22 protein-coding genes are annotated in these 26,596 nt (G+C 60.9%); 6 read left to right on the top strand and 16 right to left on the bottom strand.

The annotated features are described in order from the left end of the window. Window positions 1–22: 22 nt before the first annotated feature. Genes LCM4573_RS16290 through LCM4573_RS16270 form a run of 5 tightly spaced genes read right to left on the bottom strand, consistent with a single transcriptional unit; the run spans window position 23 to window position 5,237 of the window. On the bottom strand, window positions 23–769 hold the full coding sequence (locus tag LCM4573_RS16290) for an amino acid ABC transporter ATP-binding protein (protein WP_071007442.1): 747 nt from the start codon (window positions 767–769) through the stop codon (window positions 23–25). After that, window positions 766–1,863, bottom strand: coding sequence for an amino acid ABC transporter permease (locus LCM4573_RS16285; RefSeq protein WP_071007441.1), 1,098 nt, complete (start codon window positions 1,861–1,863; stop codon window positions 766–768). Before LCM4573_RS16285 ends, LCM4573_RS16290 begins: the two co-directional genes overlap by 4 nt. Continuing rightward, on the bottom strand, window positions 1,860–2,984 hold the full coding sequence (locus LCM4573_RS16280) for an amino acid ABC transporter permease (protein ID WP_071007440.1): 1,125 nt from the start codon (window positions 2,982–2,984) through the stop codon (window positions 1,860–1,862). Before LCM4573_RS16280 ends, LCM4573_RS16285 begins: the two co-directional genes overlap by 4 nt. A gap of 17 nt (window positions 2,985–3,001) precedes the next feature. Continuing rightward, window positions 3,002–4,018 (bottom strand): amino acid ABC transporter substrate-binding protein, encoded by a 1,017-nt coding sequence (locus LCM4573_RS16275; protein ID WP_071007439.1) that lies wholly within the window; start codon window positions 4,016–4,018, stop codon window positions 3,002–3,004. A gap of 37 nt (window positions 4,019–4,055) precedes the next feature. Continuing rightward, window positions 4,056–5,237 carry a PLP-dependent aspartate aminotransferase family protein gene (locus LCM4573_RS16270; RefSeq protein WP_071007438.1) on the bottom strand — a complete coding sequence of 394 codons (1,182 nt, stop codon included), beginning with the start codon at window positions 5,235–5,237 and terminating at the stop codon, window positions 4,056–4,058. A gap of 108 nt (window positions 5,238–5,345) precedes the next feature. On the opposite strand from LCM4573_RS16270, the gene LCM4573_RS16265 reads away from it, so the two are divergent. After that, window positions 5,346–6,230 (top strand): LysR substrate-binding domain-containing protein, encoded by an 885-nt coding sequence (locus LCM4573_RS16265; RefSeq protein WP_071007437.1) that lies wholly within the window; start codon window positions 5,346–5,348, stop codon window positions 6,228–6,230. 68 nt (window positions 6,231–6,298) lie between these two features. After that, a complete protein-coding gene (locus LCM4573_RS28315; protein WP_198539740.1) occupies window positions 6,299–6,631 on the top strand; it encodes a hypothetical protein in 333 nt (110 codons plus the stop codon). A gap of 163 nt (window positions 6,632–6,794) precedes the next feature. Here LCM4573_RS28315 and LCM4573_RS16260 read toward each other — a convergent pair whose 3' ends face one another. From LCM4573_RS16260 to LCM4573_RS16230, 7 genes are all read right to left on the bottom strand, one after another. Further along, the gene (locus tag LCM4573_RS16260) at window positions 6,795–8,123 is read right to left on the bottom strand and encodes an aminotransferase class III-fold pyridoxal phosphate-dependent enzyme (RefSeq protein WP_116285549.1); all 1,329 of its coding nucleotides are present in this window, start codon (window positions 8,121–8,123) and stop codon (window positions 6,795–6,797) included. 61 nt (window positions 8,124–8,184) lie between these two features. Then, window positions 8,185–9,609: a M20 family metallopeptidase gene (locus LCM4573_RS16255; protein WP_071007435.1), complete on the bottom strand. Its 1,425-nt coding sequence runs from the start codon at window positions 9,607–9,609 to the stop codon at window positions 8,185–8,187. 31 nt (window positions 9,610–9,640) lie between these two features. Beyond that, on the bottom strand, window positions 9,641–11,248 hold the full coding sequence (locus LCM4573_RS16250; protein WP_071007434.1) for an ABC transporter ATP-binding protein: 1,608 nt from the start codon (window positions 11,246–11,248) through the stop codon (window positions 9,641–9,643). Further along, a complete protein-coding gene (locus tag LCM4573_RS16245) occupies window positions 11,248–12,063 on the bottom strand; it encodes an ABC transporter permease (protein ID WP_198539738.1) in 816 nt (271 codons plus the stop codon). Before LCM4573_RS16245 ends, LCM4573_RS16250 begins: the two co-directional genes overlap by 1 nt. Further along, window positions 12,060–13,013, bottom strand: coding sequence for an ABC transporter permease (locus tag LCM4573_RS16240; protein ID WP_071007433.1), 954 nt, complete (start codon window positions 13,011–13,013; stop codon window positions 12,060–12,062). The genes LCM4573_RS16245 and LCM4573_RS16240 overlap by 4 nt, the downstream gene beginning before the upstream one ends. A 4-nt stretch (window positions 13,014–13,017) precedes the next feature. Then, window positions 13,018–14,592, bottom strand: a complete 1,575-nt coding sequence (locus LCM4573_RS16235; protein ID WP_071007432.1) for an ABC transporter substrate-binding protein — start codon at window positions 14,590–14,592, stop codon at window positions 13,018–13,020. A gap of 35 nt (window positions 14,593–14,627) precedes the next feature. Beyond that, window positions 14,628–15,788, bottom strand: coding sequence for a C45 family peptidase (locus LCM4573_RS16230; RefSeq protein ID WP_071007431.1), 1,161 nt, complete (start codon window positions 15,786–15,788; stop codon window positions 14,628–14,630). Between the two features lie 108 nt (window positions 15,789–15,896). On the opposite strand from LCM4573_RS16230, the gene LCM4573_RS16225 reads away from it, so the two are divergent. Further along, entirely contained in the window at window positions 15,897–16,772 is an 876-nt protein-coding gene (locus tag LCM4573_RS16225; RefSeq protein WP_071007430.1) for a GntR family transcriptional regulator, read from the top strand. Window positions 16,773–17,013: 241 nt separating this feature from the next. Here LCM4573_RS16225 and LCM4573_RS16220 read toward each other — a convergent pair whose 3' ends face one another. The 4 genes from LCM4573_RS16220 to dsbD all read right to left on the bottom strand — a co-directional run bounded on the left by LCM4573_RS16220 (window position 17,014) and on the right by dsbD (window position 20,582). Next, window positions 17,014–17,304 carry a DUF1778 domain-containing protein gene (locus LCM4573_RS16220; protein ID WP_071007429.1) on the bottom strand — a complete coding sequence of 97 codons (291 nt, stop codon included), beginning with the start codon at window positions 17,302–17,304 and terminating at the stop codon, window positions 17,014–17,016. A 100-nt stretch (window positions 17,305–17,404) separates the two neighbouring features. Next, the gene (locus tag LCM4573_RS16215; protein WP_071007428.1) at window positions 17,405–18,016 is read right to left on the bottom strand and encodes a DsbA family protein; all 612 of its coding nucleotides are present in this window, start codon (window positions 18,014–18,016) and stop codon (window positions 17,405–17,407) included. Next, entirely contained in the window at window positions 18,016–18,723 is a 708-nt protein-coding gene (locus LCM4573_RS16210) for a L,D-transpeptidase (RefSeq protein ID WP_071007427.1), read from the bottom strand. Before LCM4573_RS16210 ends, LCM4573_RS16215 begins: the two co-directional genes overlap by 1 nt. Next, window positions 18,720–20,582 carry a protein-disulfide reductase DsbD gene (gene dsbD / locus LCM4573_RS16205; RefSeq protein ID WP_157895516.1) on the bottom strand — a complete coding sequence of 621 codons (1,863 nt, stop codon included), beginning with the start codon at window positions 20,580–20,582 and terminating at the stop codon, window positions 18,720–18,722. Before dsbD ends, LCM4573_RS16210 begins: the two co-directional genes overlap by 4 nt. A gap of 111 nt (window positions 20,583–20,693) precedes the next feature. On the opposite strand from dsbD, the gene LCM4573_RS16200 reads away from it, so the two are divergent. From LCM4573_RS16200 to LCM4573_RS16190, 3 genes are all read left to right on the top strand, one after another. Continuing rightward, a complete protein-coding gene (locus LCM4573_RS16200; protein WP_071007425.1) occupies window positions 20,694–21,356 on the top strand; it encodes a response regulator transcription factor in 663 nt (220 codons plus the stop codon). Continuing rightward, entirely contained in the window at window positions 21,353–22,711 is a 1,359-nt protein-coding gene (locus LCM4573_RS16195) for an ATP-binding protein (RefSeq protein ID WP_071007424.1), read from the top strand. The genes LCM4573_RS16200 and LCM4573_RS16195 overlap by 4 nt, the downstream gene beginning before the upstream one ends. A 671-nt stretch (window positions 22,712–23,382) precedes the next feature. Beyond that, on the top strand, window positions 23,383–26,596 hold a 3,214-nt coding region (locus LCM4573_RS16190), incomplete at its 3' end, for a DUF11 domain-containing protein (RefSeq protein ID WP_206744580.1).

The raw sequence follows: 26,596 nt of genomic DNA, 5'->3' as shown, positions 1-26,596 counted from the left end.
CCCGCGCAGCACGGCATCATTCTCAATGCATGATATTCGCCAGGAAGTTTTTCGTTCGTGAATGTCTCGGCGTATCGAAGAACGCTGAGGGATCGCCCACCTCCACGATCTCTCCCGTTTCCATGAAGACGACCCGATCGGCGACCCGCCGTGCAAAACCCATTTCGTGGGTCACCACGATCATCGTCATCCCCTCTTCGGTCAGCGCCACCATGGTATCGAGCACCTCCTTCACCATTTCGGGATCCAGGGCGGATGTCGGCTCGTCGAACAGCATGATCTTCGGGGTCATGCAGAGCGCCCGGGCTATGGCGACGCGCTGTTGCTGGCCACCCGATAGTTGCCCGGGATATTTGTCGGCCTGTTCGGGGATCCTGACCTTGGTCAGGAAGTGCATCGCCATCTCCTCGGCTTCTTTGCGTTTCTTGCCTCGGGAAAGAATCTGCGGGATTGCGCAATTCTCCCTGACCGTCAGATGCGGGAAGAGGTTGAAGTGTTGGAAGACCATGCCCACCTCGCGCCTGATCGCGTCCAGGTTTTTCAGGCTGTCGTTGAGCGAGATCCCATTGACCGCGATGCTGCCTCGCTGATGTTCCTCAAGGCGGTTGATGCAGCGTATCAGGGTGGATTTGCCGGAGCCGGATGGCCCGCAGACCACGATCCGTTCTCCTGGAGCGACGCAGAGATCGATGTTCTTCAGAACCTGAAAGTTCCCGTACCACTTGTCGAGGCCYGAGATTTCGATTGCGGATAAGGTATGGTCGATCATCGGTAGCTCCTTGCCTGAACGCGGCTCTCCAGCCAGCGAGCGTAGTTGGATATGCCGAAGCAAATCAGGAAATAGATCATGGCGACGAAGACGTAGCTCTCGACATAGGGCGACGGCCAGGCGGGATCGGTTGCGGCTACCCGGCTGGCGCTCAGCATGTCGAAGACGCCGACGATCAGCACCAGGCTGGTGTTCTTGACCATGACGATCGCCGTATTCGTAAGAGGCGGAATGACCTTCTGGAGCGCTTGGGGCAGGACAATGTGCCAAACCGCCTTCCATGCGGGGATACCGAGGGCTCTTGCGGCTTCGATCTGGCCGGAAGGCACGCCCTGCAGGCCGCCACGAATAACCTCGGCGAGATATGCGGCGGCGAACACGGTCAGYGCCGCCAGCGTCCGCCCGAGCTTGTCGATGGACCATCCGGCGGGAAGCAGTAGGGGCAGCAGGATCGACGCCACGAACAAGAGGCCGACCAGCGGAAGGCCACGAACGAGCTCAATGGTGATGACCGAAAGCAGGCGCGGAACCGGCAGGGCTGACCGCCGGCCCAAAGCAAGGAAGACGGCGAACGGGAAGCCGAGGCCGAGGGACAGGAGGGCCAGCAGCAATGTGACGGGAAGGCCGCCCCAGTTCGAGGTCGAGACCGCGGTCATTCCGAACACACCGCCCCACATGAGAACGAGCATGGCAGCGACTGCGGCGAGCCACGCATAGACCAGCCGCATGCCCCAGAGCCTTGGTGACAGAGAAGCAAGGATCATCGCCAGGATCAATCCCATCACCAGGAGGGGACGCCATTGCTCTTCCGGGGGATAGACCCCGAAGATGATGAAGCGAAACTTGGCGGCTATATATGTCCAGCAGGCTCCGCCTTCGCGGCATGCGGAGGGATCGTCGGTAGTCCAGACCGCATCGAACACGGCCCAGTTAACGGCCGGGATCATCGAGATCAGCAGGGCTGCCGTGAGCACGGTCAGGCAGGATGCGGCGAAGTCGCCGAAGAACAGCTGGACAAGTGACCTGCGGGGTGGCCCGGGCGGGCTTAATGACTCGATGCGGCCACTGGGTGGGTTCATGTCGATAGCGGTCATCGTGCCTCCACCAGGGCCACGCGGGCGTTATACCAGTTCATGAAGAGCGATACTGTAATGCTGATGGTCAGGAAGATTCCGAGCAGCAATACGATGCTCTCGATAGCCTGACCTGTCTGGTTGATGACCGTGCCTACGACGAGGCCGAGTTCCGGGTATCCGACRGCGAGCGCAAGGGTCGTGTTCTTCACCGTCGAGAGATATTGGGAGGTCATCGGCGGGATAATGATGCGGAGCGCCTGCGGAATGACGACCTTGGTCAGCGTATGGCGCTCCGAAAGCCCGATGGCCCGGCCGGCCTCCCACTGGCCGAGCGGCACGGCGTCTATGCCGCCCCGGATGATCTCTCCAATGAAGGCGGACGTGTAGATCACGAGGCCGAGCATCAGAGCCGCGAACTCGGGAGATAGCCTAAGCCCGCCCGTGAAATTGAACCCCTTCATCTCAGGAGTGTCGAGTCCTACCGAGGGTCGGATGACTGCCGCCAGGGCGACCGCAATCACAATGGCTATCGCAAATCCGATCCGCGTCCGACCGAATCTGCGACGGAAGCAGACGAACAGCGCCAGCACTCCTCCCATCGCACATAGGAAAGCGACGGCGGCAGCATCCAGTTGAAGGGATGGGATGTAGAAGCCGCGAAGTGAGAGGAACACGCCCGGCATCGGATTGAAGGCCTGGCGGGGAGCCGGCAGGGCAGTCGTCGCCAGCGCATACCAGAACAGGAGGTGGACGATCAGCGGCATGTTCCGCATCGTCGTCACGAAAACACCCGCCACGCCGGATGTCAGAGGATGTTTCGAGCGCCGCGCGAGCCCGACAACGAGCCCGAGCACAGTCGACAAAAGAATCGCCAGGATAGAGATCGTGAGTGTGTTCCCCAGTCCGGTGACGTAGGCCCAGAGGAATGTATCGGAAGGATCGTAGGGCAGCACGCTTTCCGAAATCGGAAAGTTGGCGGGCCGCGACAGGAAGTCGAGGCCTACCCTTATCCCCCGGGCGTGGAGATTGGCGACGGTGTTGCTGACGAGCCAGGCGAGCAGGGCGGCAAAGCCACCAAGCAGCAGGGCCTGGCCGCCCCAGCTTCTGAACCGTCTGCTGTCCAGAAGAGCCGAGATCATGAGTGCCTCCTCCCAAGCTATTGGAAGGCCATCGGGAACATGAGGCCGCCATCGGAGAACAGGCGGTTCGGGCCGCGCTCGATCTTCAAGGGGCTGTCCTTGCCGACATTGCGGTCGAACATCTCGCCGTAGTTTCCGAGCTGCTTGATGATGTTGTAGGCGAACTTGTCCTCAAGGCCGAGCGCCTTGCCATTGCCCGGCTCGACGCCGAGGAAGCGTTTCACGCGCGGATCGTCGGACTCCGTCATCTGGTCGATATTGGCTTGGGTGATCCCGTATAGTTCGGCATTGAGGAGAGCCTGGATCGACCAGTTGACGATATCCAGCCACTGGTCGTCCCCGTGCCGCACGGCAGGCGTGAGCGCATCCATATACTTGGTCGCCGGGAAGATCACATAGTCGTCCGGGTTGTTCGACTGGGTTGCGCGTACCGATGCCAACGCCGAGGCGTCGGTGATGAGCGCGTCGCAGCGTCCCGAGAAGAAGGCCTGGCGGGTCGCCGCGACATTGTCGAACACGACCGGCTTCAGCTCGAGATTGAGTTTGGTCGACACGTCGTTGACGACGACTTCCGTGGTGGAGCCCGTCTGTACGCAGACCGATGCACCCGTCATGTCCTCGGCTTTGGTGACGCCGGACGATTTCGCAACCATGAAGCCCGTGAACTCGTAATAATTGGGCGTCGTGAAGTTGATGCCGTTGGCGTCCCGCTGCAGCGTCCAGGTGAGGGTGCGGGGGAGAATGTCGATCTCCCCTGTTTGCAGCGCGGGGACCCGCTGCTGACCGCTCAAGGGTACGAACTCGACCTTGTCCTTGTCACCGAACACAGCGATGGCGACCGCTCTGCAGGTCTCGACATCGAGACCTCTCCAGTAGCCCTTGTCGTCCGGCGCGCCGAAACCGACCGTCCCCTGGCTGGCGCCGCACACGAGATGTCCGCGGGCTTTGACCTTGTCCAGCGTCGGCCCCGCTTGAGCTGCGCTCGCCGAAAACAGCATTCCTAAGGTGATGGTGGCGATCGTCCAGTTCTTCATGTCTTCGTTCCCTTTGTTGTTTTTTGGCTAGGGTCAGTCAGCCGGTTCTCGCCATCGCAGGTTCTGTCGCGATGAGGTTGATGATCGGCTCCAGATCGGCCCAAAGGTCGTCCTGGTCCTCAAGGCCGATGCTGATGCGCAGGATGGTTCCCGGAGGGGCGTTGCTTTTGGTTGCGCGCGTGATCGTCATCGGAGCAAGCAGGCTGTGCGTGCCCCCCCAGGAGGCGCCGATCGAGAACACTTTCGCAGCCGTCAATAGATCGGGCAGGGCCGCCTCGGCGTGCGGAGGGATCACGATGCTGAACACGCCGCTTGATCCGGTAAAATCGCGCTTCCAGATTTCGTGGCCTTGTGCGCGAGGCAGAGCCGGGTGAAGGACCAGAGCTTCCGGAACACGATCCGCGATCTTCCTTGCGAAATCGAGAGCAACGCGCCCGCAATGGGCGAGACGGACACCCATGGTCTCCATGCCGCGCAATGCGAGAGCGCAGTCGTCCGGCGAAACTCCGAGCCCGATCATCCTCATCGTGGCCTTGAGCCGGCGATGCAGGTCGATGTCCTTGACGGCGATCGATCCCATCAGGAGATCCGAGTGGCCGCCGAGGTATTTCGTGAGCGCCATCGACGAGAAGTCCATTCCGAAGGATAGCGGCTTGAAATGGAGCGGTGTCGCCCAGGTGTTGTCGCAGCCGGTCAGTACGCCTCTCTCCCTGGCAGCGGCGACGATCGCGGGAATGTCCTGGATCTCCATCGTGGTCGATCCCGGCGACTCCGTCCAGATGAGCTTGACCGTGTCGTCGATCAGGCCGGTGATCGCCCGCCCGGTCATCGGGTCATAGACACGGTAGGAGATGCCGCGGGGCTTCAAGTAGTTCTCGCAGAAACCGGCCACCGGCGGATAGGCGGTATCGGGTATGAGCACGGTGTCGCCCGGCATCAGCACGGACAGGAATACGATCGTAATCGCCGCCTGACCAGAAGGAACCAGGACCGTGCGAAGACCCTGCTCCAGCTCGGTGATCGAGGCCTCCAGCGTGCGCGATGTCGGCGTGCCGTGGAGCCCGTAAGTATACCCGTCGGGACCGCGCTGGCTTCGTTTGGCATAGGCCTCGGCGCTGTCRAAGACGATGGTAGATGCCCGATAGGTCGGGACTGCGAGGCTCGCGAAGCCTTCATGGGATATATCGGGTCGCTTCACGCAAAGCGTCTTGTCGCGCATTGTCTGTCCTTCATTTTCGAATTTTCCCGACTGTACGCGGGACGGGGGTAGACAAACAATTGACGAGAACGTCTAAGTTCATGCCAAAAGCTTATAGGATGAGGTTCCATGAACTTCCGGCAGATCGAGGCGTTTCGAGCCGTCATCCGCAGTGGGACCGTTTCCCGCGCAGCCGAGCTGATGGGCGTGACCCAGCCCAATGTCAGCAGACTGGTCGGCGAACTGGAGGAGGCTGTTGGCTTTGCACTTTTCGACCGGGTCAAGGGCCGGTTGATACCAACGCCAGAGGGACAGGCGTTCTACCGCGACGTCGACGCGAGCTTTCGGGGGCTCGATCTGCTGCGCTCGTCGGCCGCGAGGATCAGGGATTTTGGGTCGGGGCAGATACGGGTGGCGAGCCTCGCAGCCGCGGGGTCGACCATCGTGCCGAGAGCGGTGAAGAAATTCAGGGAGATATATCCAGCGGCGATCGTGACACTCAGCATCATGTCTTCGGCAGCTGTGCGGAATCACGTCGTAGACGGGGAGTTCGATCTTGGCCTGGCGGCGGACGAGGTCGATCTTTCAGGCGTGGAACACCAGGTGTTCGGCAGTTTTCCCGCGCTTTGCGCCATTCCGCCAGGGCACCCGCTCGCCTCGCGCAGGGTGATCCGCCCGAAGGACTTGCATGAGGTCGACTACGTCGCCCTTTCCCCCGAAGACAGGGCAAGACTGCAGTTCGACCGACTGTGCGATGAAGCCGGGTCGAAGCCCAACCTGGTGATCGAGACACCGTTTGCCATCACCGCGTGCGCTCTGGCACTCGAGGGAGTGGGTGTGGCGATCGTCAACCCGCTTGCCGTGGACGGCTTCGAAGACCGCGGACTTGCCTTGCGGCCGCTGGAGCCTGCGGTCTATTTCAAGAGCTATCTCCTGTTTCGACCAGACATGCAGAAGGCAAGCCTCGTTCGGGCCTTTGTCGCGGCATTGATGGATGTCAGGAATACGAGATAGGCACGCTCATTCTTTGAACGCCACCGCCGCTTGGCTTGTTATTTGATTGTCTGATGCTGGATATGTCGATGGCGACGACATTTCGCCAAAACATGTCGACAAAATCAGAATCCATCGACAGGTTGCCGCGCTGGCAAGAGTTTTGTTCAACTACAGAAGACGATGGTAAACGATCGTTGGTGAAGGTCGATAGGCACTCGTGGATAAATGTTCTGCAAAGCCCGATGCTCAATCAATCGCGACGATCAAGAAAATATTCGTTTAAATTCGCGGTTCATGGAGTTCTCGTCGGGCATAGAGCCGCCAAAAGCGATGTGGCGCTTTCCGGATTCAACCGAACAAGTTTCCAATGCTTGACGGATAAGAGCCGCCGTACTGGGCTTGACCGTCTCTCTGGCTAAATCGGGTTCCAGTCTGTTCGTCRAACCACGCCCTATCGGTGACGGAGATAGGCCGACATTGCCCGAAAACCCCCACTGTGGTTGGCGACCGCAAGGGTCTGCCAGACATGAAGGCAAGCCTGGTTCCGGCGTTCGTCGCGGCATTGATGGGCTGCCTGTTCGATTAAAGCGTTTTCAGGCCATTGGCGATCGTCGAAAACAGCGTGTCGATTTCCGCCTCGGAGATGACGAGGGGCGGAGAAAGCACGATCGTGTTGGCGACCGGCCGTATCAATACACTTCGCTCGAAACAATAGTCATAGACCTTTCTGGCCATAGCCTTGCCGTGTGCGACGTCCTCGCTCAGCTCGATACCGGCAAGAAGGCCGAGATTGCGTATGTCGACGACACCGGGAAGGCCCCTGAGTGCATGCGCCTGTTCCTGCCAGGTCGGTTCGATCGACGCGGCATGCTTGAAGACGCCCTCGCCGAGATAGACATCCAGCGTTGCAAGCGCTGCGGCTGAGGCGAGGGGATGTCCCGAATAGGTATAGCCATGGGAAAACTCGACAGCGCCCTGCGCTGCGTTTTGCATGAGCGTCTCGTAAATCCCGTTTGATGCTATCACGCCTCCCATAGGCACCGCGCCATTTGTCATGCCTTTGGCGATCGCGATGAGATCGGGGGTGACGGCGAAGCGGCCGGCCGCGAACGGATGGCCGAGCCGGCCGAACCCGGTAACGACCTCGTCGAAGATCAACAGGATGCCGTGCCGCGTGCAGATCTCTCTCAGGCGCTCGAGATAGCCGACCGGAGGAATGAGCACGCCGGTGGAGCCGGCGATCGGCTCGACGATGACGGCCGCGACGGTCGATGGGTCGTAGGTCTGCAGCATCTGTTCCAGAGCGTCGGCGATCTCCGCACCATGGATAGGCTGGCCACGGCTGAAGGAATTGCGTACTGGATCATGGGTATGGGGCATGTGGGCGCTACCCGGCAGAAGCATGCCGAACTGCTTCTTGTGTGGTCCCATGCCGGCAGCCGAGAGGCCRCCAAAACCAACGCCATGATAGCCGCGCTGGCGGCCGATGATGCGCTGGCGCTGACCTTGCCCGCGGGCGTGGTAATAGGCGAGGGCGAGTTTCAATGCCGTATCGGTGGCCTCGGACCCGGAATTGGTGAAAAAGACGTGGTCGAGCCCCTCGGGCGCGACTGATGTCAGGCGATTGGCATATTCGAAGGCGGATGGATGGCCCATCCCGAAGGACGAGGCGAAATCCAGCTGCGCCGCCTGCCTTTGGATCGCTTCGACGATCTTCGGATGTCCGTGCCCGGCATTCACGCACCAAAGGCCGGCAATGCCATCAAGCAGCTTACGGCCATCGCTCGTGTGGTAGTACATGCCGGAGGCGCCGGTCACCATCTGGGGCTTCTTTTTGAAGTCGCGGTTGGCTGTAAAAGGCATCCAGTAGGATTCGAGCGAATTGGCGTTGAGTTGCTGCTGCGTGTCCATGGGGAGTTTGCCGTCTTTCAGATGATTGTCGTATGCGGTGCAGTAAGGTCGAAGCTGGCGTCTATGAACCGGTCGTGGCTGGTATCGGGGGCATCACAWCGTCAGGAATGGGATTGACGAAGGGATTGCCGTCGAGGCGGTCCTTATGGTCGGCCTTGGCCGCCTCGATGAGTGCCGGATCGAGGAAGAGTGCTATCGCGGTCCCAGCCATGGCCTTGGCCGCATGAGCCATGCCCTTGTGGGCGGCCGGCAGCTTGCCCTGCGCAACGAGCTGCCAGGAATGGCCGGGTGTGCCGATCGCATAGGTCGCGCCGCGCATCTGCACGGTCGGCACGACCCAGCTGACGCTGCCGACATCGGTCGAACCAACCATCGATCCGTCGCCCGCGTAAAGCGGCACGATGAGATCGCAGAGCGGTTCGTCCTTCTTCGGTTTCAAATGGAAGCGCGCATAGGACGAAGCAATGTCTTCGGGCGTAAAGGTCGCCTGGAATTTCCGGGCCGTTGCTTTGTCGTCCTCGTTGAATATTGCCGGACCGAGGCGTTCGAGTTGTGCGTGCATGCACGCTTCCAGCGGCTCGTTGCCCATCAGGTTGGCGTCACCGGAGATGATTTCCTGGCGCATGGTCGTCTCGGTCATCCAGGCAGCACCCTCCGCGACCCGCTTCACCCTCGCGACAAGCGCGAGGAGATCGGGAAGCGTTCGCGCGCGGACGAGGTAACGCACCGTGGCATTGGCCTGCACGACGTTGGGGGCCGATCCACCGGTATCGGTGATCGCATAGTGAATGCGGGCCGTGGTCGGCATGTGTTCGCGCAGGAAGTTCACGCCGACATTCATCAGCTCGACGGCGTCGAGCGCGCTTCGCCCAAGGTGCGGTGTTGCTGCAGCATGGGAGGCGCGGCCGCAAAAATGGAAGTTCATCTCGCTGCAGGCAAGCGAGATCGGATTGTTGACCCCGCTGAAGGCGGCCGGATGCCATGAGATCGCGATATCGACATCGTCGAAGACGCCGGCGCGCACCATGAAGCCTTTCGAGGAACCGCCTTCCTCTGCCGGGCATCCGTAATAGCGCACGCGTCCTTTCACGCCATTTTGGGCAAGATAATCCTTGACCGCCGCGGCTGCGAGCATCGAGCCCGAGCCGAGCAAGTTGTGGCCGCATCCGTGGCCATGTCCGCCCGCGATGACCGGCCGCTGTTCGGCGATACCTGCTTCCTGGCTGAGACCAGGCAGGGCGTCATATTCAMCCAGGATCGCGATCACCGGGYCGCCTTCACCGGCTTCTCCCATGATCGCGGTCGGAATGTCGGCGACGTTGCGCTCGATGCGAAAGCCCTCCCCCTCCAGAACGCGCAGGTGTTCGGCGCAGGAGCGGAATTCCTCGTAATTGATCTCCGGCATATCCCAGACGCGGTCGCTGAGTTCGAAGAAAGCCGGGCTCTTTTCATCGACAATAGCCCAGACGGATTCGGAATTCTTCATCCTGCCCTCGGTTTTTCCAATTACTCGATCTTTATGCGGCGACACCCAAGGTCGGTGTCGCTTCCAGCAGAGCCTGCGTATAGGGGTGTTTTGGGTGATCCAGGACTTGGCCGACGCTGCCTTCCTCCACGATCAGCCCTTGTTCCATGACGACGATACGATCCGCGATGCGCGAAACGGCGCCGAGATCATGCGATATGAAAAGGCAGGCAAAGCCGTGGGTTTCCTRCAGCCTTCGGAAGAGATCGAGGACCTGTTTCTGGATCGTCATGTCGAGCGCGGAGACCGGCTCGTCGGCGACGACGAAGGCGGGATTGCGGATGACGGCGCGGGCGATCGCCACCCGCTGCCTCTGGCCGCCCGACAGGGCATGTGGATAGCGCTCGCCAAGCCCGGCCAGTCCGACGTCGTTCAGGATTTCCTTCACACGCTCTGCCTTCTCGGCGCGTCCGAGCTTGGGTCCGTGTACCAGCGGCTCGCCGACGATGTCGGCGATCTTCTGGCGCGGATCGAGAGAGGAATAGGGGTCTTGAAACACGAGCTGGCACTGCAGGCGGTAATCCCGCGCTGCGGCCTTGTCGACGGATGCCATAGATCGGTTGCGGAAGAGAACGTCCCCGCCCGACAGTGGAAGCAGGCCGAGCATTGCGCGTCCAAGCGTCGTCTTGCCGGAACCGGAGCCCCCGACGACAGCGACGACCTCGCTGGGCTGCACGCTGAGTGAAACGCCTCTGACGGCGAGCTTCTTCTCTGCCGCGCTGAACATGTTGCCGGCGCCGGCGAAAGTGACCTCGACATTGCGCGCCTCGATGAGCGGTGCTGCGGCGGCAAGAGGCTTACGGCCGTGGTCGCGTTTGGGAAGCGCGTCGATCAGTGTGCGGGTATATTGCTCCTTCGGCCGGTAGAGAACGTCTTCGACGGATCCGGCCTCGATCAGCTTGCCTCGCTCGAGAACGATCACCTTTTTCGCATATTGCGCGACGAGGCCGAGATTGTGGGTGATCAGCAGGACCGCGGTGCCGAAGGTGCGTGTGAGGTCGACCATGACCTCCAGGACCTCGCGCTGGGTCAACGTGTCGAGCGCCGTCGTCGGCTCGTCGGCTATCAGCAGCTTCGGCCTGAGCAACATCACGGAGGCGAGCATGATGCGCTGGCGCATGCCGCCGGAAAACTGATGCGGATAGGCGGAAAGACAGGCCTGAGGGTCCGGGATCTTGACCCGCTCGAGCATTTCGGTGGCGCGGGCAAGGGCTGCCTCGACGCTGAGCTTTTCGTGCAGCCGCAGCCCTTCGACAAGCTGCGCGCCAATCGTCATCGCTGGATTGAGCGACACCATCGGTTCCTGGAAGACCATGCCGATCTCGGCGCCGCGAACCGTGCGGATCTCGCTTTCCGACATCTTCAGAACGTCGCGCCCTTGAAACAGGATCTCGCCCGAGACCGGCTTGATCGCCTTGGGCAGGAGCCGCATCGAGGCGCGCGCGGCAACCGTCTTGCCGCTGCCGCTTTCGCCGACCAGCGCGACGATGCTGCCGCTATCGACATCAAACGACACATCGTCCAGGATCGGCAGGCCGTTCGAGGTCGCGACGCGGAGTGCGCGGACGTTCAGAAGCGGGGAGAAATTTCCGGCAATCATCACCGTTGCTCCATTCGAGGGTCGAAGCGGTCACGCAGTGCATCGCCGAGCAGATTGATGCCGAGCAGCGTCAAAGAGATGCAGATGCCGGGGGCAAGTCCGAGCCAGGGCGCCTTCTCGATATAGGTTCGGGCCGCCGACAGCATGTTGCCCCAGGTCGGCGCCGGCGGTGGCACGCCGAGACCGAGGAAGCTCAGGCCGCTTTCCGCAAGCACCACCCAGCCGAACATCGAGGTGGCGAGCACCACGATCGGGGCGATGCAGTTAGGCAGAACATGAAGAAACATGGTGGCGGCTTCGGAATTGCCGAWGACCCGCGACGCCTCGACATATTCCCGTTCCCTGGCCGACAGGACGCTGGCGCGCACAACACGCAGGACGGATGGGGCGTAGGCGATCCCGAGTGCCAGGATGATGCCGTATTTGTTCGGGCCGGAGATCACCATCAGGCCGAGCGCGAGCAAGGTGCCGGGAAAGGCCAGCAGCGCATCGCTGAATACCATCAATATCCTGTCGATGAGCCCGCGGGTATAGCCGGCGATGAGGCCGGTGATCGTGCCGACGGTGATCGCAAGCGCAACGGTCAGCACCGCGACGATCATGCTCTGCGAGGCGCCTGCCATGAGGCGGGAAACGACGTCGCGGCCGAATTCGTCCGTACCCAGCCAGTAATCCGGGGAGGGCGGCTTGAGGCGGGCGACGAGTTTGATCGCCGCCGGATCATAGGGCGTCCAGATGAGGGCGAGGAGCGCCATGCCCCCRATGAAGATCAGCAAGGCGGAGCCGATGATCATGTTTGCCGGTTGTCTGATCATGAGGCTGTGACCCGCGGATCGAACAGGGGATAGCAGAGATCGACGATCAGGTTGACGATGACATAGATGACGGCCGTGAACAGCAGGCATCCCTGCACCACCGGATAGTCGCGCGCGAAGATCGCATCGACAAGAAGACGTCCAAGGCCGGGCAAGGTGAAGACGGTTTCCAGCACCGCGATGCCGCCGAGAAGACCGCCCAGAACGAGGCCGATCATCGTCCAGGTCGGCGCGAAGGCGTTGGGCAGCACGTGGCGCAGCAGAACCTTGCGTTCCGATAACCCCTTGGCGCGGGCATGCATGACATATTCCAGGCGCAGGATTTCGATGGCGCTGGCGCGCATCATGCGGGTGAGTACGCCGACCTCGATCAGCATCAGCGTCACGACGGGCAGGATGACATAGGTGATCGCGGTCCAGGGATTTTCGGTAAACGGCACGAAGCCGACCACGGGCAGCCAACCGAGCTTCAGCCCGAAGATCAGAAGGAGGACGAGGCCCAGCCAGAAGCTCGGGACCGACATCAGAAGCGTCGATACGGCCACGACGGCGATGTCGACGTGATCGTTCTGCCGCCAGGCGGCGATGAGACCGGCGGGGATGGCGATGATGGTTGCGAGCCCGACGGCCACGAGGACGATGGTGGCGCTGACCTGGAAACGGTCCAGCATCAATGGCAACACAGCGGCGCCATTGGAGATCGATTGGCCGAGGTCACCTTGAATTACGTCGCCGAGCCAGTAGGCGAACTGAACCGGGACCGGTTGGTCGAGGCCGAGATCGGTGCGCAGGCTGGCGAGTTCTTCCGGGCTAGCCCCATCGCCCAGGATGAGCTGGGCGGGATCGCCTGGGATCATTCGGACCAGGAAGAACACCATCGCGGCTACGATGAGCAGTGTCGGAAGCGTCCATAACAGACGCTTCGCGATATATTTCGAAAGGGCATGCATGGGCTTAGTTACCCGGAGCGAAGGACACACCCCACATGCGCGCATAGCCGACCGGCCAGGTCTTGTAGCCTTCCACATTGGAGCGCACCGCGCCGATGCGCGTGCCGGAGTAAAGCGGGATCAGCGGTACATCCGCGCGGATCATGGCMTCGAGCTTGTCGAAGATGGCCTGGCGCTGAGCCTGGTCGGTGATCGTCGTGCTCTCGGCGATCAGCTTGAGGCCTTCCGGATTGTCCCAGACCTTGTTGGGGCTTTTGTCCTTGTTGCCGCTGACCATGTCATAGGAGAGCGAGGGATCGAGGCGCGCGGAATAAGTGAACGACATGGCGCTGTAATTGCCGGTCGTATATCGGTCGAGCAGGGTCGCCCAGTCGAGCGTTTCCACTTCGATATTGATCCCGGCCTCCTGCGCCATGGCCTGGACGAGCACCGCGGCGTCGAACAGCGACGGATAGTGCTTGGTCGTCAGCCACTTGATCGGCTGGCCGTTGTAGCCGGCTTCAGCGAGAAGCTTCTTGGCCTCCTCGACATTGCGTGCCGGAACCTCCTTTTGGGCCGCGCCGGAATAAGGGCTCGGTCCTGGAACGACGGAGGCGCTCGCCGGTGCCTGGCCATTCGTCAGCGCCTCCGCGATTTGCGGAAGATCAAGCGAAAGAAGCAGGGCCTTGCGGATTTTGACATCCTTCAGCGAAGGGTCGCGGGTCTGGAAGAGCAAGCCGGTCAGGCCCATGGCGGCCGTCTTGTCCACCTTGATCTGCTCGTTCCCGGTCAGTTCCTCGATATCGGCATTGTTGACGTCCGCAATGACGTCGATGTCGCCGGAATAGAGCGCGGCCTTGGCGGCAGCGTCGTCCGGGACGATCATGAACCGCACGGCATCGATCTTCGGCGTCTTGTCGCCGACATAGCCGGTCCGCTCTCCGCCGGGGGAGACATAGTTGGGGTTGGCCACGAGCTGCACATATTGGCCGCTGCGCCACTCCTGAAGCGTAAAGGGACCGGTCCCGATCGGCTTCACCCATTTGCCTTCGGCGTCGAGTGAGCTCTTATGATAGATGCCCGTGCCGCCGCAATCGGTGCGGGCAAGCGTTGCCAGAAAGAGCGCAGTCGGTTTTTCCAGGGTAAAGACCACCGTGGACGCGTCGGGTGCGGCGACGTTCGTGACATTGGCGACGCCGGAACCTGTCACGTCTTTCAGGCAGCGCCATGCCGTTTTCGGATCGGTGTAGCGTTGCCAGGAGCTCAGTACGTCCGCAGAGGTTAGCGGTTCGCCGTTGCTGAACTTCAGCCCGTCACGCAGCTTGAACGTATAGGTCTTGCCGTCGGCGGACATGTCGACCGATTTCGCCAGCAGGGGAGCGACGGATGCGTCGTCGCGATAGCCGACGAGGCCTTCGACCATGTGCAGGACGACTGCGTCGCTATTGGCGTCTCTGTTGACCCCCGGGTCCGTCGAGCGAATGTCCGCATTGATGCGTACGCGCATCGTCGACGTTTCTTGCGCAAGCGAAGTTCCCGCCGCTGCGGTCGCAAGCAGCGCTGTCGTTGCCGTCGTTCTCAGCAGATTAGCGTATTTCATCGGAAGCTCCCGTTTGTTCCCTTATTGGTTCTTCGTTAGGCCGCGTCAGGTTGTGCGGCCACCGCCTGATCGATCGGCTTGACCTGCATGTCGAGATCGTAGCTCCAGAAATGCGCCCCAAGCGCCGGCAGAAGCGCGACCTCCAGGCGGCCTTCCCCAGGAACCATGACGATCATCGCAACGGTGGCGGACTGGTTGTTGGAGAGCGACCTGCGCGGAGGACGGCACACCGACCAAGGCGTTTCGAACGTGTCCGAAAGCGCGTTCTTGACCGCATCGACCGTGACCTCGCCGATATGCGGCTCGATCAGCTGGCGGACACGCAGATCGCGGTAGAGGCTGTCCGGCATGTTCACCACACCCTTATCGAGGAGCTTCGACAGCGCGACCTGGCTCTGGAAATGGTTGGCATGGACGAGGACGCCGTTTGTCGGATGGATCAGGAAAGTCTCATCTGGGGCGCATTCGAAATCGATCGCAATCCCGTGGGCGTGGCCCACCATCATGTTGTTCGATGCGGATTTTCGGGTCCCGTAAACGGCCTGCATCGACATTGCGAGATGCGGCTGCTCCAGCACCTTGCGGCGAATGATGGCCAGCGGTACGCCGAGTTCGCGGTAATCTCGGTCCGTTTCGAGATAGTTGCCGCTGATCGAAATTCCGGCGGAATTGAAGCCGGTGCGGGCAAGGCCGCCGGCTTCGGTGAACGTGATAATGTCCGGGCCATCGTCACGCTTGATCTTGAGCACGATCGCGGTTTCAGCGCACTCGGTCTTCCAGTCCCAGTTCTGCGCATGGATGAATACGTTGTCGCGGCTGGCCGACGGCATGACGAAGACGCCGGTGCAGCCATCCGATTGGATGAAGTCCTGCTGGCCCCTCTCCCGGCGGCGCGCAAGCTTGAGGATTTCGGTTCTCGCGTTGAGCAGCAATACCGCGGAGAGATCCTTGTTCACCGCGCGGGCGATGCCCTGCATTTCCTCGATATACTGGCTGCCGTAATCCGCGATCGCGCCGGCAAAGCGATCGATGATCGTCGCAAGGTCATCGTCCTTGAGGCCGGACGATTGCAGTTGGTCCTTGTAGTGGCCGATGCCTTTAAGGATGCGCTCGGCCGCCTGCTCGCCATATTGTTGACCACGCTCGAAAGGGGTACCAGAAACCTCGATAAGCGGGCAGGGAAGGGGCGCGATCATGACAGTCTGTTCCAGCGAGCGAATGAAAGGCGAGGCAGGTTGATTTGACTTCGCCAAAAAAGTATTTTGGAAAACAAAAACCAAAACTCATCGGAAGGCAAGCGGAAAATGTCCGACACGGGCACGCCTCTTCAACAGGATCTGATGCGTCGCATCGTCGACGTCATTCACGAAGACGGCCTCAAGCCGGGAGCCAGGCTTCGCCAAAATCAGCTTGCCGATCGCTTGCGGGTTTCCCGAACGCCGGTGCGGATCGCGCTGGAGCGTTTGGAGGAAGAGGGCTTCGTTCAGCACGAACCCAATCGGGGGATGATGCTCGCGGCCATCCCTCCCCGTATCGAGGTGCTGGAAGCGCCGCCGGCGGACGAGGAACTGCTGATCGCGATCGCCAAGCTGCGGCGGGAAGGCAGGCTGGGGGAGCAATTTGCCGAGCTGGAGCTGATGCGCCTGACGGGGCGCGAGCGAACGCCGGTTCGCCAGGCTCTGATCAAGCTCGAAGGGCTCGGGGTCATACAGCGTAGAAAAGGCTATGGCTGGCAGTTCTTTGATCCGGTGCGAGACATGCGCGCCCGGGAGGAAAGCTATAATTTCCGCCTGCTGATCGAATGCGCGGCGATCCTGTCGCCCGAGTTTTCGCTTTCCGCCGAATGGGTGAGTTCGATGAGGAAGCGGCACGAAGCCATGCTCGCCAGCCCATGGACAGAGACCTCAAGCGTCACGCTCTTCGAGATGAACGCGGAATTTCATCTCGGGATCAGCGCGGCCTCAAAAAATCGCTATATCGAGGAAGCGATGCACCGCCAGAACCAGCTCCGGCGCCTGTCGAACTATAACTGGCAGCACGGGTCCGACCGGGTGGCCGTCACCTGCCGGGAGCACCTGGAAATCCTCGATCGGCTGGAGCATGGCGACAACGAGATCGCCGCCGCCCTCATGCGAAAGCATCTGACGGGCGCACGGGAGACTGTGAAGGTTGCATTTTGAATTTTGTAAAATGAAATGCGTATGATTGGCTGATGACATCGGAACGAAAAGCTATTGCTCTTTTTCGGGAGATGGCGCAGTGCAGTCGCAACGGAAAACTAGTGGGTATTGGGCCGATCGATCAGCGCCGTAAACCCGAAGGCGGCGTAGAAAGCCACGGCCTTCTCGTCGATGGCATTGGCGAATGTGGCATGAACGCCTATCCGTGCTGTTGGAAAGTGCCTCTATCGCAAACCTTGCATCAGCGGCGCGCGATCAGGTCGGCGTGACGCTTCGCGGCACGAGCCAAGCGGGCATTGGGCGCCGGTGGATCGATCAATGGTTTGGCAAAGCGCACCTGATCCTCGGTAGCCAGGCGCAATACGTCTGCTTCCTCGACGGTGCGGCGGGCGTCCTCGCCCCCCGTTGCGATGAGATAGCCGGTCAGCGTCATACCGCGCAGCACGGCGGCACGCTGTATCTGCTCGTAGACATTGACGGATACCTGCGCCTCAAGGCGGACGGTTTCGACTTCACTTGCGGGTCTAGGCATGATCGATCTCCTTGCTTCGTCATATACGGCGTATTGCCGGCTTATAAAAAACGAACGAGCCAAGAGTTCATCGAACAGGTCGCCGATCCATTACACGGAATCACTCCGGCCTCGCCTTAACAATGGCCTCCCTCAACCCCTTTTCGTCGAGAACACCGGGGAAAATCGCCGAACCGATGACGAATGAGGGTGTGCCGGCGAAGTTGAGGGCGAGCGCCTGTTTGTAGTTGCGGTCGAGCAGGCCGGCGATCTTGCCGTTGTGCTTGTTCACGGCTGCAGCGATCTCAGTCATGGAAAGGCCGGCCTCCGTCAAGGTCTTCTCGATATCGGCTTGGGAGAGACGTCCGGTGGTTTCCATCASCGCTTTCATCGCGGTCTCATATTTACCGATCTGAGCGGCGCCGAGCACGGCCTGGGCGGCGAAGACGGAGGCGTCGCCGAGGATCGGCCAGTCCTTCAGGACGAGCCGGACATTGCCGTCCTCCGCCACGACTTTTTCCACCATCGGATGCGCCTTCTTGCAATAGGGGCACTGATAGTCGAAGAACTCGACGATGGTTACGTCTCCCTTCGGATTGCCGAGGACGGGTGCATCCTTATCGAAGAAGACGTCCTCTTTCGTCAGCTGCTGGGCAAATGAAAGGCGCGAACCGAGCGTCGACGCAGCGGCGGCGGCAAGCGAGACGGTCAAAACGGTTCTGCGTGTCAGCATTAGTTTTCTCCTTGTCCGGTTTCGTTGGCGCCGAGAACGACGACCCGGGAACCCTTTGGTACGCGCTGGTGTAGATCGATGATGTCCTGGTTGAGCAGGCGGATGCAGCCGGAGGAGACGGATTTGCCGATCGACCATGCCTCGTTCGTGCCATGGATACGATAGAGCGTGTCCTGCCCATCCTTGTAGAGATAGAGCGCGCGGGCGCCGAGYGGATTGCGCAACCCGCCCTCCATGCCACCGGCGAGAGGTCCGTAGCGCTCGGGCTGGCGCTGGATCATGTTCGGTGTCGGCACCCAACCGGGCCAGCGCGCCTTCCTAGCGATGTCGGCTTCGCCTTTGAATTCGAGCCCCGCCTTGGCGACGCCCACGCCGTAGCGCATCGCCTTGCCGCCTTCCATGACAAGGTAGAGAAAGCGCGCATGCGGATCGACGACGATGGTGCCGGGCGGATATTTCGTCTGGTAATCGACAATCTGGCGGATGTTCTTCGGGTCCATCTTGGAGGTGTCGATTGCCGGCACCAGCGTATCTCCGTCCTGCACGGCGGCATACATCATCTGGACGTTGGGATCGGCGCGTGGGCTGACCAGTTCCTTCGATGGAGCCGTGGTCTGGGCGCAGGCCGAGAGAACGCCGACCGCAACGGTGGCAAGAAGCACCCCGCGGATGCGCGGGATGCAGGCCGGGATAGCCGAGAATATCATTCTGTTTGGTGTCCTGTCCTGTGATGGAAGAGCGTCGACACGTGCGTTCTTTGTCCCGAGGCTTTCGCGGCCCGGGCGGCGCTGGCAAGCGATATCGCGGTGATGTCGCCGACGAGGCGCGTGCCGAAAGCCTCGCGGCTGTTGCTGTCGAAGAAGATTATGGTGGGCGGTCCGACGACCTCGAGCGATCGCATCAAGGCGCTGCGATCCCCATCGAGAGCCGTGACATCGAGACTTGCGAGATCTATGCCGTCGAGCGCAGCGGCAACGTCCGGCGCCGTCAACACGGAGCGCTCGATCGTGCGGYAGGTAACGCACCAGTCGGCGGTCACATAGACCAATGTCGGCTTATCCTGCGCGGCGGCGGTTTGAAGCAGCGTCGAGAGTTCGCCGGTTGTGCTGATCCTGGCAAAATCTGCCTTATCGATCGTCCCGTTATGCGCATTGCTAATCGCTCCCTTCAGCGGGCCGAGCGGCGTCAGTGGGTCACTTGCGCCAAGGCTGAAGCCAACCAGAAGGAGGCTGCCCCAAAGAAGCGAGACGACGGCTGCGGACCTTGCCAGGACGCCATATCCACCTGAGGTTCGCGATGTCTTATGCCCGCCGGCATAGACTCCGACGGCAAGCGCCAGAAGTGCCCAGGGCAGGAGGATGAGACGTTCCGGTACCAGAGGTGCCGCCAGCCAGATTGACGTGGCCAGGAAAAGGAAACCGAACGCATGGCGGACCATCTCCATCCATGCRCCGGCGCGCGGCAATGCCCTGCCGCCAATGGTCGCCATGACAATTAAAGGAATTCCCTTGCCGAGACCGAGCGAGAAAAGAGCAAGCGCGCCTATTACGGTATCTCCGGTGCGGGCGATATAAAGGAGGGCGCCGGCAAGCGGCGCGGTGACACAGGGACCGATCAGGAAGGCTGAGGAGAAGCCGAGCAGGGCCGCACCGGCGAGCGAGCCGCCCTTGCGCTCGGCCGTGTTGAAGCGATTTCCAATCGCGGCCGGTATCTGGATCTGGAACAGCCCGAAATTGGAAAGCGCAAGCAGAACGAAGAGGCCGGCGACCGTCCCGATCGCCCAGGGTCCCTGAAGCGCCATCTGCAGGTTCTGGCCCGCCCATGCGGCCGCCATTCCAAACAGGGCGAATGCCAGAGCAAGCGCGATCACGTAAGAAGTCGCCAGCATGAAGCCGCGCCGGGCGGTCATCGTCCCGCCCTGGCGTGACAGCATCGCTGCGACGATGGGATACATCGGAAAGACGCAAGGCGTGAATGCAAGAAGCAGGCCGAAGCCGAGAAAGCCGGCAATGAGCAGGGGCAGGCCGCCATTCACCAGCAGCCGGTCTACCGCCGTATCGTTGCTGCCGCTTGCAATAGTGAGCCCACCATCGACGCTTTTCGTCCCTTGCCCTTCTGAGAAGACCGGAAGCGCAAGGAGTCCTTCGCTGGGGCCGCTGATCGTCATTGCGGCACGATCGATCGTCCTGGTCTGCGGCGGATAGCAGAGCCCGCCGTCCTGGCAGCCCTGATAGGTGAGGCGGAAGGTTGGCGGGGCATTGACGACCGAGGCCGAAGCCCGGTCGTAATARACCTCCGTGGCACCGAAACCCGGATCATCCTTGATCGTGCCAGACTCGGTTTTGAGGCTCAGTGTCTGGCCATCGCTGTCTGCCGCCGCAAGATAATCCCTGTAGAGATAATATCCTTCGGCGATCCGCCAGGTGATGGTGAGGCTGCCGTCTTTTGCATTTTCGATTGCTGGGACGAAGGCTTCATCCATCGGCAACGGCGCCTCCAAGGCCCGTGYCGGCAAGGCTGCCGCAATCAGGACCCAAACCAACGCCAACAGGGTTGCTTTCCACATCGTGCTACCGTCCTCGTCATTCATCGTGGGCGGAGCGATCTCGTCGCCAGCTTAAGGCAGGCTTAAGGTAGGCATCGCAAGCGGGATGCCCGCAGGAATTATGGAGATGTGATGCGCATACTTGTGCTCGAAGATGACGCAGTGCTGCTCGACGGRCTGAAGGTCGGCCTCGGCCTTTCCGGCTTCACGGTCGATACGGTTTCGACCGTGGCCGATGCGATCGAGGCTCTCGCGTCTGATCGGTTCGACGCTGTCGTTCTCGACCGCATGCTGCCGGACGGCTGCGGACTGGAGGTGCTGAGTCGCATGCGTGGAAAGGGGGACCGGACGCCCGTCCTTTTGCTGACTGCGAAGGACGAGATCGCCGACCGCATTGACGGCCTCGATGCTGGTGCGGACGACTATCTCGGCAAGCCCTTCGATCTCGACGAGGTCGCAGCCCGGCTGCGGGCTATTACCCGGCGGGCGGAGGGGCGGGCCAGGCCTGTGCTGGAATGCGGCGACATCGTTCTCGACCTTGCCGGAATGACCGTGCGCAAAGGCGGCGACAGCATGGCTCTGTCGCGGCGCGAATTCTCGATCCTGCAGGCGCTCATGGAAAATCCCGCGATGATCCATTCGAAGCATGCGCTGGAGCAGCGCCTCTACGGCTGGCAGGAGGAGGTCGAGAGCAACACGGTCGAAGTCCATGTGCACAAGTTGCGCGCCAAACTCGGGGCCTCGATCATCGAGACGGTGCGCGGCGTCGGTTATCGGATGGGCAGACTTCTATGACCTCGATCCGCGTCCGTCTCATCGCCATCCTGCTCGCGACGACCGGTGCTGTCTGGTGCAGCGCGGTGTTCTGGACCTATCTCAGCACCCAGCACCAGGTGGAGCGGGTGCTCGACGCCCGGCTTACCGAGGCGGCGCGGATGGTGAGTTCGCTTCTTACGGACCATCACATCGAGGTGGCCGCCGTTGCCGCTGCGGCCACGGCCGGCGATATCCCGCCGGAATTCACAGCCGGGCGGAGCAACTACAATCGCCAGCTTTCCTGTCAGATCTGGTCGCTCGAGGGGCGACTTGTCAGCCGCTCGGAAAGCGCTCCCGCGATCTCGCTCGCAAATCACAGTGACGGCTTCGAGGAGACGGTGATCAACGGAGAGCGATGGCGGGTCTATGCGGTGGTCAATAAGACCTTGGGCGTTCGTGTGCTGGTGGGAGACAGCCTCGAGATACGGGACGGACTTGTGGATGATGTCGTCAAGGGGCAGCTGATACCCGCCCTGGCGATCCTGCCGCTGCTTGCAGCGCTGATCTGGTTCAGCGTCGATCGTGGGCTCGCTCCACTGAACCGAATTGCAAATGCTCTATCCGGCCGTTCGGCTGATACGCTTCACCCTATCGAGGAGGCAGGCGCGCCAAGAGAGGTCCGGCCGCTTCTGGCTTCGCTGAACGCACTGTTCGGGAGAGTGCGCGAGGCGCGCGAGCGGGAAAAGACCTTCATCGCCTATGCCGCGCATGAGCTTAAGACACCGCTGGCCGGCCTCAAGACGCAGGCGCAGGTCGCGTTGCGAAGCGACGATGGCAGTATCCGCGATACCGCTCTGCGACATATATCGACCAGCGTGGATCGCACCGGCCGGCTGGTCCGCCAGCTCATAGACATGGCCGCGGTGGATTCGGCAGACGGTTCCCGTTCGATCGAAGTGGTCGATGTCGCCACTGTGATCGAGGAGATCTGCGCTCACCTGGACACCTTGCGGGCCGCGAGGAAAATCACGATCAGGATGCATGCCGGCAATGCTGTAAAAGCCGCTTCCCTGGACCGAACGCTCCTTGATCTGGCCGTGAAGAACATTCTGGAGAACGCGGTTCTGCATTCTCCCTTCGGGTCGCAGATCGAAGTCATGTTGGTAGAAACGGAAGGCTTGATCCATATCGATGTGATCGATGCGGGGCAGGGCATGACGCCAGAAGAGGTAAGGCGTCTTATCGGCCGCTTCAACCGAGGCGCACATCAAGGCGGAGAGGGAACTGGCCTGGGGTTGCCTATCGCGGAGATGGCGGTGCAGAAGCTCGGCGGCCGGCTTTCGTTCGCGCAGCAGGCCGCCGGCTTCGTCGTGCGAATTTCCTTTCCAAGCTAGCTTTTTAGCTTATTGGTTATGAATCAAACGAATATCAATATAAGATATTGCTTATAAAAAAACATTCTTAAGTACTATGTTCGGGATTTGGCGTTGCAAAAACAGCACTAAATTAGCCATTTCCCGAAAAGCACTCCGGAATATACCGGGAATCTACGGATCCTGCAAAACACCTACGTATCCTGAAAGACAGTTTTTTTGATTTCTGCGCTCCTCGGCTTGATTTCGGTCAAGTTCGATTCGCGGTGAGGGGACAAGATCCGCTGTGAAAAGGCTTGATCGAAGAACTGACTTCGAGGGGGCCTTTCATGCGGAAGCTCGTTTCGCTGCGCGATGTCGCGCGCCGTTCAATTAAGAACCGTGTTGCGACCACACCTGTATCGGCTTCAAGTTTAATCTTGGCTGACACCTCAGTCGCGAAAAGAACAGCTACGCCGTTATCCCAATGGAGGCTGTCAGTAGCGGCGCTTGCGATAGCTTTTGCAGGCCAGGCCGAAGCTGCCGAAGCACCTGCGCAAGCCTGGCCAACCGCGCTCTCCGGGACAGGCGCGGCGGTGGGTTCCGCCCGTACATTTACCTGGGGAAGTAGCCCCTACGGAAATCCGGGAGTGTCGGCCACTCAGACCATCACGTCCCGTGTTGCTGCACCTTCGGCCGCCGGATGCCTTTTCATGGGCGGAGGAGGAACAGGGGTCGGCAGCCARCCCAATTACCTCACTTACACCGAGCCTGACGTTCCGTCTTATGCGTTATTTGCGAGCGCCTGCATCGAGGGAAGCAATGGCTTCGTCTCCAGCTTTGTCTTCAGCAAGCCGCTGATCGCGCCGATTTTCCACTTTCACAATCTTGATGCATCGCGTTTTGCGATCACCGGCTCGAGCACTACCGGCGCGGCGGTCAGTCTGACGACCGTAGCTAAGAATAATCTTATGGATGTCAGCGGCAATACGCTGAACAATACCGTCCAGCCTGCAACCCAAGCAGGCTGTAACAACAACAGCGGCTCGAATCCGATCAATGGGGCCTGCGGCTCATTCCGCGTGACGGCCGCCTCTGGCTTGATCCGGACCCTGACGCTCAACAACAACGCCACGCCGCCCACGGGTACAACGACCGGCTTCAATGACGGTCATAACTGGACCGTTTCCTTCCCAACCGCACCGCTGACCAAACAGTTCAGTCCTTCTTCGATCGCGGTGGGAGGAACGAGTCAGCTTACCTTTTCGATAACCAACCCCAACCAGTCGGCGTCCGTGACCCTCACGCCGCTGGACTTCACCGACAATCTGCCGGCGGGACTGACGGTCGCTTCTGGTACCGCAACGAATAACGGAAGCTGCGGAAGCCCTTCCGTCACAGACGGTTCCGGCGGAGCGCTGGCCGCGGGCGCGACTTCCGTGCGGGCGACCAACATCAGTGTCGCGCCGGGTGCGACCTGCACAATCACTGTGGAGGCTACGGCAACCGCCTCGGGCAACTACACCAACAGCGCAAGCAACATGTCGTCGAGCGTGGGAAATCTTGTCCCCAGCGGCAGCGCATCCCTATCCGTCGATACGCAGCCTTCATTCGGTGCGTGCACCTCGACCATGTATCTAGCGCAAAACCAACCCACATCGTTGTACCGGTTCGATACGTCGTCGAATCCCATTGCCGTCCAGCCGGTAGGCCCGAGCTCATCACTCTCTTACAACGCTGTCGGTTATAATCCGCGCGACAATTACCTCTACGCAATTTCCGCCCCGAACAACCTTCTCCGTATCGGCAGCGATGGTAGCGTCGTCAATCTGGGTGCGGTGGCAAACCTGCCGGTACCCACGCAACCATACAATTCAGGGGAAATTGGCTCCGACGGCAGCTACTACATACGTTCGCAATCCGGCAATCAGCTTTATCGGATCGACATCGATACAAAGACTGCGTCCAGCATATCACTGAGCCGTTCGCTATCGACAGCCGATCTGGCATGGTACAACGGCCTTCTTTACACGGTTGACAACCAGAACTCTACGCTCACCCTTTACGCGATCAACCCGACAAGCGGCCAGGTAACGACAGTCGGGCCTGCCGGTATGACAAGCGGTCTCTTCGGTGCGCTTTTTGGAGCGAGCAACGGGCTCTATGGCGGCAACAATAGCGGCGGCTTCTACAAGTTCGATCCTACAACCGGCGCGGCGACGCTGATTTCGGATCTACCTGGGTCGGGGAATAACGATGGGGCTAAATGCGCTCTGTCACCGATGGAGTTCGGTGCCGATCTCGCCATAACCAAGGACGATGGTGAAACGACCTACACTCCTGGCACCGACGCCAGCTACACGATCGTCGTCAGCAACAACGGCCCATTCGGCGTTCAGAATGCGCGCGTGGCCGACCCGCTACCGGCCGGTGTCACCACAGCCAACTGGACCTGCGGCAATCCGACGGGTGGAGCGGTGTGCAGCGTGCCGAGCGGTACGGGCGCTATCGACACCACCGCTAACCTTCCGGCAGGTAGCTCCGTCACCTACACGATCAGCATGGCGATACCAGCGAGCCAGACAGGCAGCTTCACCAATACCGCAACTGTGACAGCGCCGGATGGCGCGATCGATACGAATACCGCGAATAACTCCGCTACCGACACGAACAGCATGGAGCCGCCGCCTACGTCGGGTCTGTGCTCGCCGCGTCTGGTCACGGCCGGTAACAGCTTTACGCTGGCGCCGTTCGGCATAACCGGAACCGTTCAAAAATCGGGCAGCTCATGGCAGGTCGACAATCCTTGGGCGACAAACGGCGGTGGAAACTACACGTTGCGTTGGACCTTCTCGCAACCGGTGCCGGCGAGCTGGATCCGTTTCCACGTTCAAGACCTCAATGGAGCTTACACGACGGCAAGCCCGGCAACTGTGACGGTGATGCTTGGGTCGGGAAGCACTGCTTCTGTTTCAAACTTCACTCAGGTAGGCGGCGATCTGCCTTGGACCGCTTCGACCGGTGCGTTGCGCTACAATCCCTCTGGTCCCTATAGACAGAGCGCTTTTCTTCAGGGAAATGGCAGCGGTCTCGTTACGTCCATCACCCTCACTGCCAGCGGCATTGCGAGCGGCGACAACATTGCCAACCAGCTCTACGTCCGGCCGCCTTGTGTGACGGTTTCGAAGGTGAGCCAGGAAGGGACGGGCAGCTTCCAGATCGACATGAGCAATGTCGGGGCTTCGAACGGTTCGGCGGTAGCCAGCACTACGCTCACGACGGCGACAGCGGGCACGGCGGTTTCCTCGCCAATGTATTTCGCGCGAGATACGCGGACCGATCTCGTGCTCAGCGAGGTTGTGCCGGCTGGCTGGAGTGCGGCGTCGGCGGTTTGTACGGATCAGAATGCTGGCAATACGGGCAATCCGACGGTAATCGGCAGTTTTGCCTCTCCGACGCTTACGATACCGGCTGCCAATGTTCGGCCCGAGGCGGCGATCCAGTGCCTGTTTACGAACGTGCCCGGCGACCCGAAGGTATCGGTGAGGAAGGAGCTGGTCGGGGAAAGCATCACCACCAACAACGTGGCCGAGCCGGGCGAGGTGTTGACCTACCGGGTGACTGTGACCCACGAGGGCGGGCCTGCCTTCGATAATTTCGAGTTCATCGAGAACATTCCGAACGGCGCGACGATGACGCGGGTGTCGGGTGCGAACGGCTTTACCGATCCGGTCGCGGGGGCCTCGACGGTTCTTCTGACGGTGCCGCAGGTTCCGGTGGGCGGAGAGGCGGTGGTCGAGATCGACCTGACTGTTGCAGCACCTCTGCCGCTGGGTGTGACGCAAATCCGCAATATGGTGAGTGGCGGTGATGTGCCCGAGGATTGCGCGACGTGTTCGGTGACGACCCCGACGCCACCTTATACCC

The sequence above is a fragment of the Rhizobium sp. LCM 4573 genome (genome assembly GCF_001854865.1).
Classification (GTDB): domain Bacteria; phylum Pseudomonadota; class Alphaproteobacteria; order Rhizobiales; family Rhizobiaceae; genus Neorhizobium.
The sequence above is the reverse complement of the archived record's forward strand: the minus strand, read 5'-3'. Positions and strand labels throughout refer to the sequence as shown.

Coding starts and splice junctions, on each gene's coding strand:
- LCM4573_RS16275 (WP_071007439.1), bottom strand. CDS start 4,018: ATGAAGAACTGGACGATCGCCACCATCACCTTAGGAATGCTGTTTTCG.
- LCM4573_RS16265 (WP_071007437.1), top strand. CDS start 5,346: ATGAACTTCCGGCAGATCGAGGCGTTTCGAGCCGTCATCCGCAGTGGG.
- LCM4573_RS28315 (WP_198539740.1), top strand. CDS start 6,299: ATGGCGACGACATTTCGCCAAAACATGTCGACAAAATCAGAATCCATC.
- LCM4573_RS16240 (WP_071007433.1), bottom strand. CDS start 13,013: ATGCATGCCCTTTCGAAATATATCGCGAAGCGTCTGTTATGGACGCTT.
- LCM4573_RS16230 (WP_071007431.1), bottom strand. CDS start 15,788: ATGATCGCGCCCCTTCCCTGCCCGCTTATCGAGGTTTCTGGTACCCCT.
- LCM4573_RS16225 (WP_071007430.1), top strand. CDS start 15,897: ATGTCCGACACGGGCACGCCTCTTCAACAGGATCTGATGCGTCGCATC.
- LCM4573_RS16220 (WP_071007429.1), bottom strand. CDS start 17,304: ATGCCTAGACCCGCAAGTGAAGTCGAAACCGTCCGCCTTGAGGCGCAG.
- LCM4573_RS16195 (WP_071007424.1), top strand. CDS start 21,353: ATGACCTCGATCCGCGTCCGTCTCATCGCCATCCTGCTCGCGACGACC.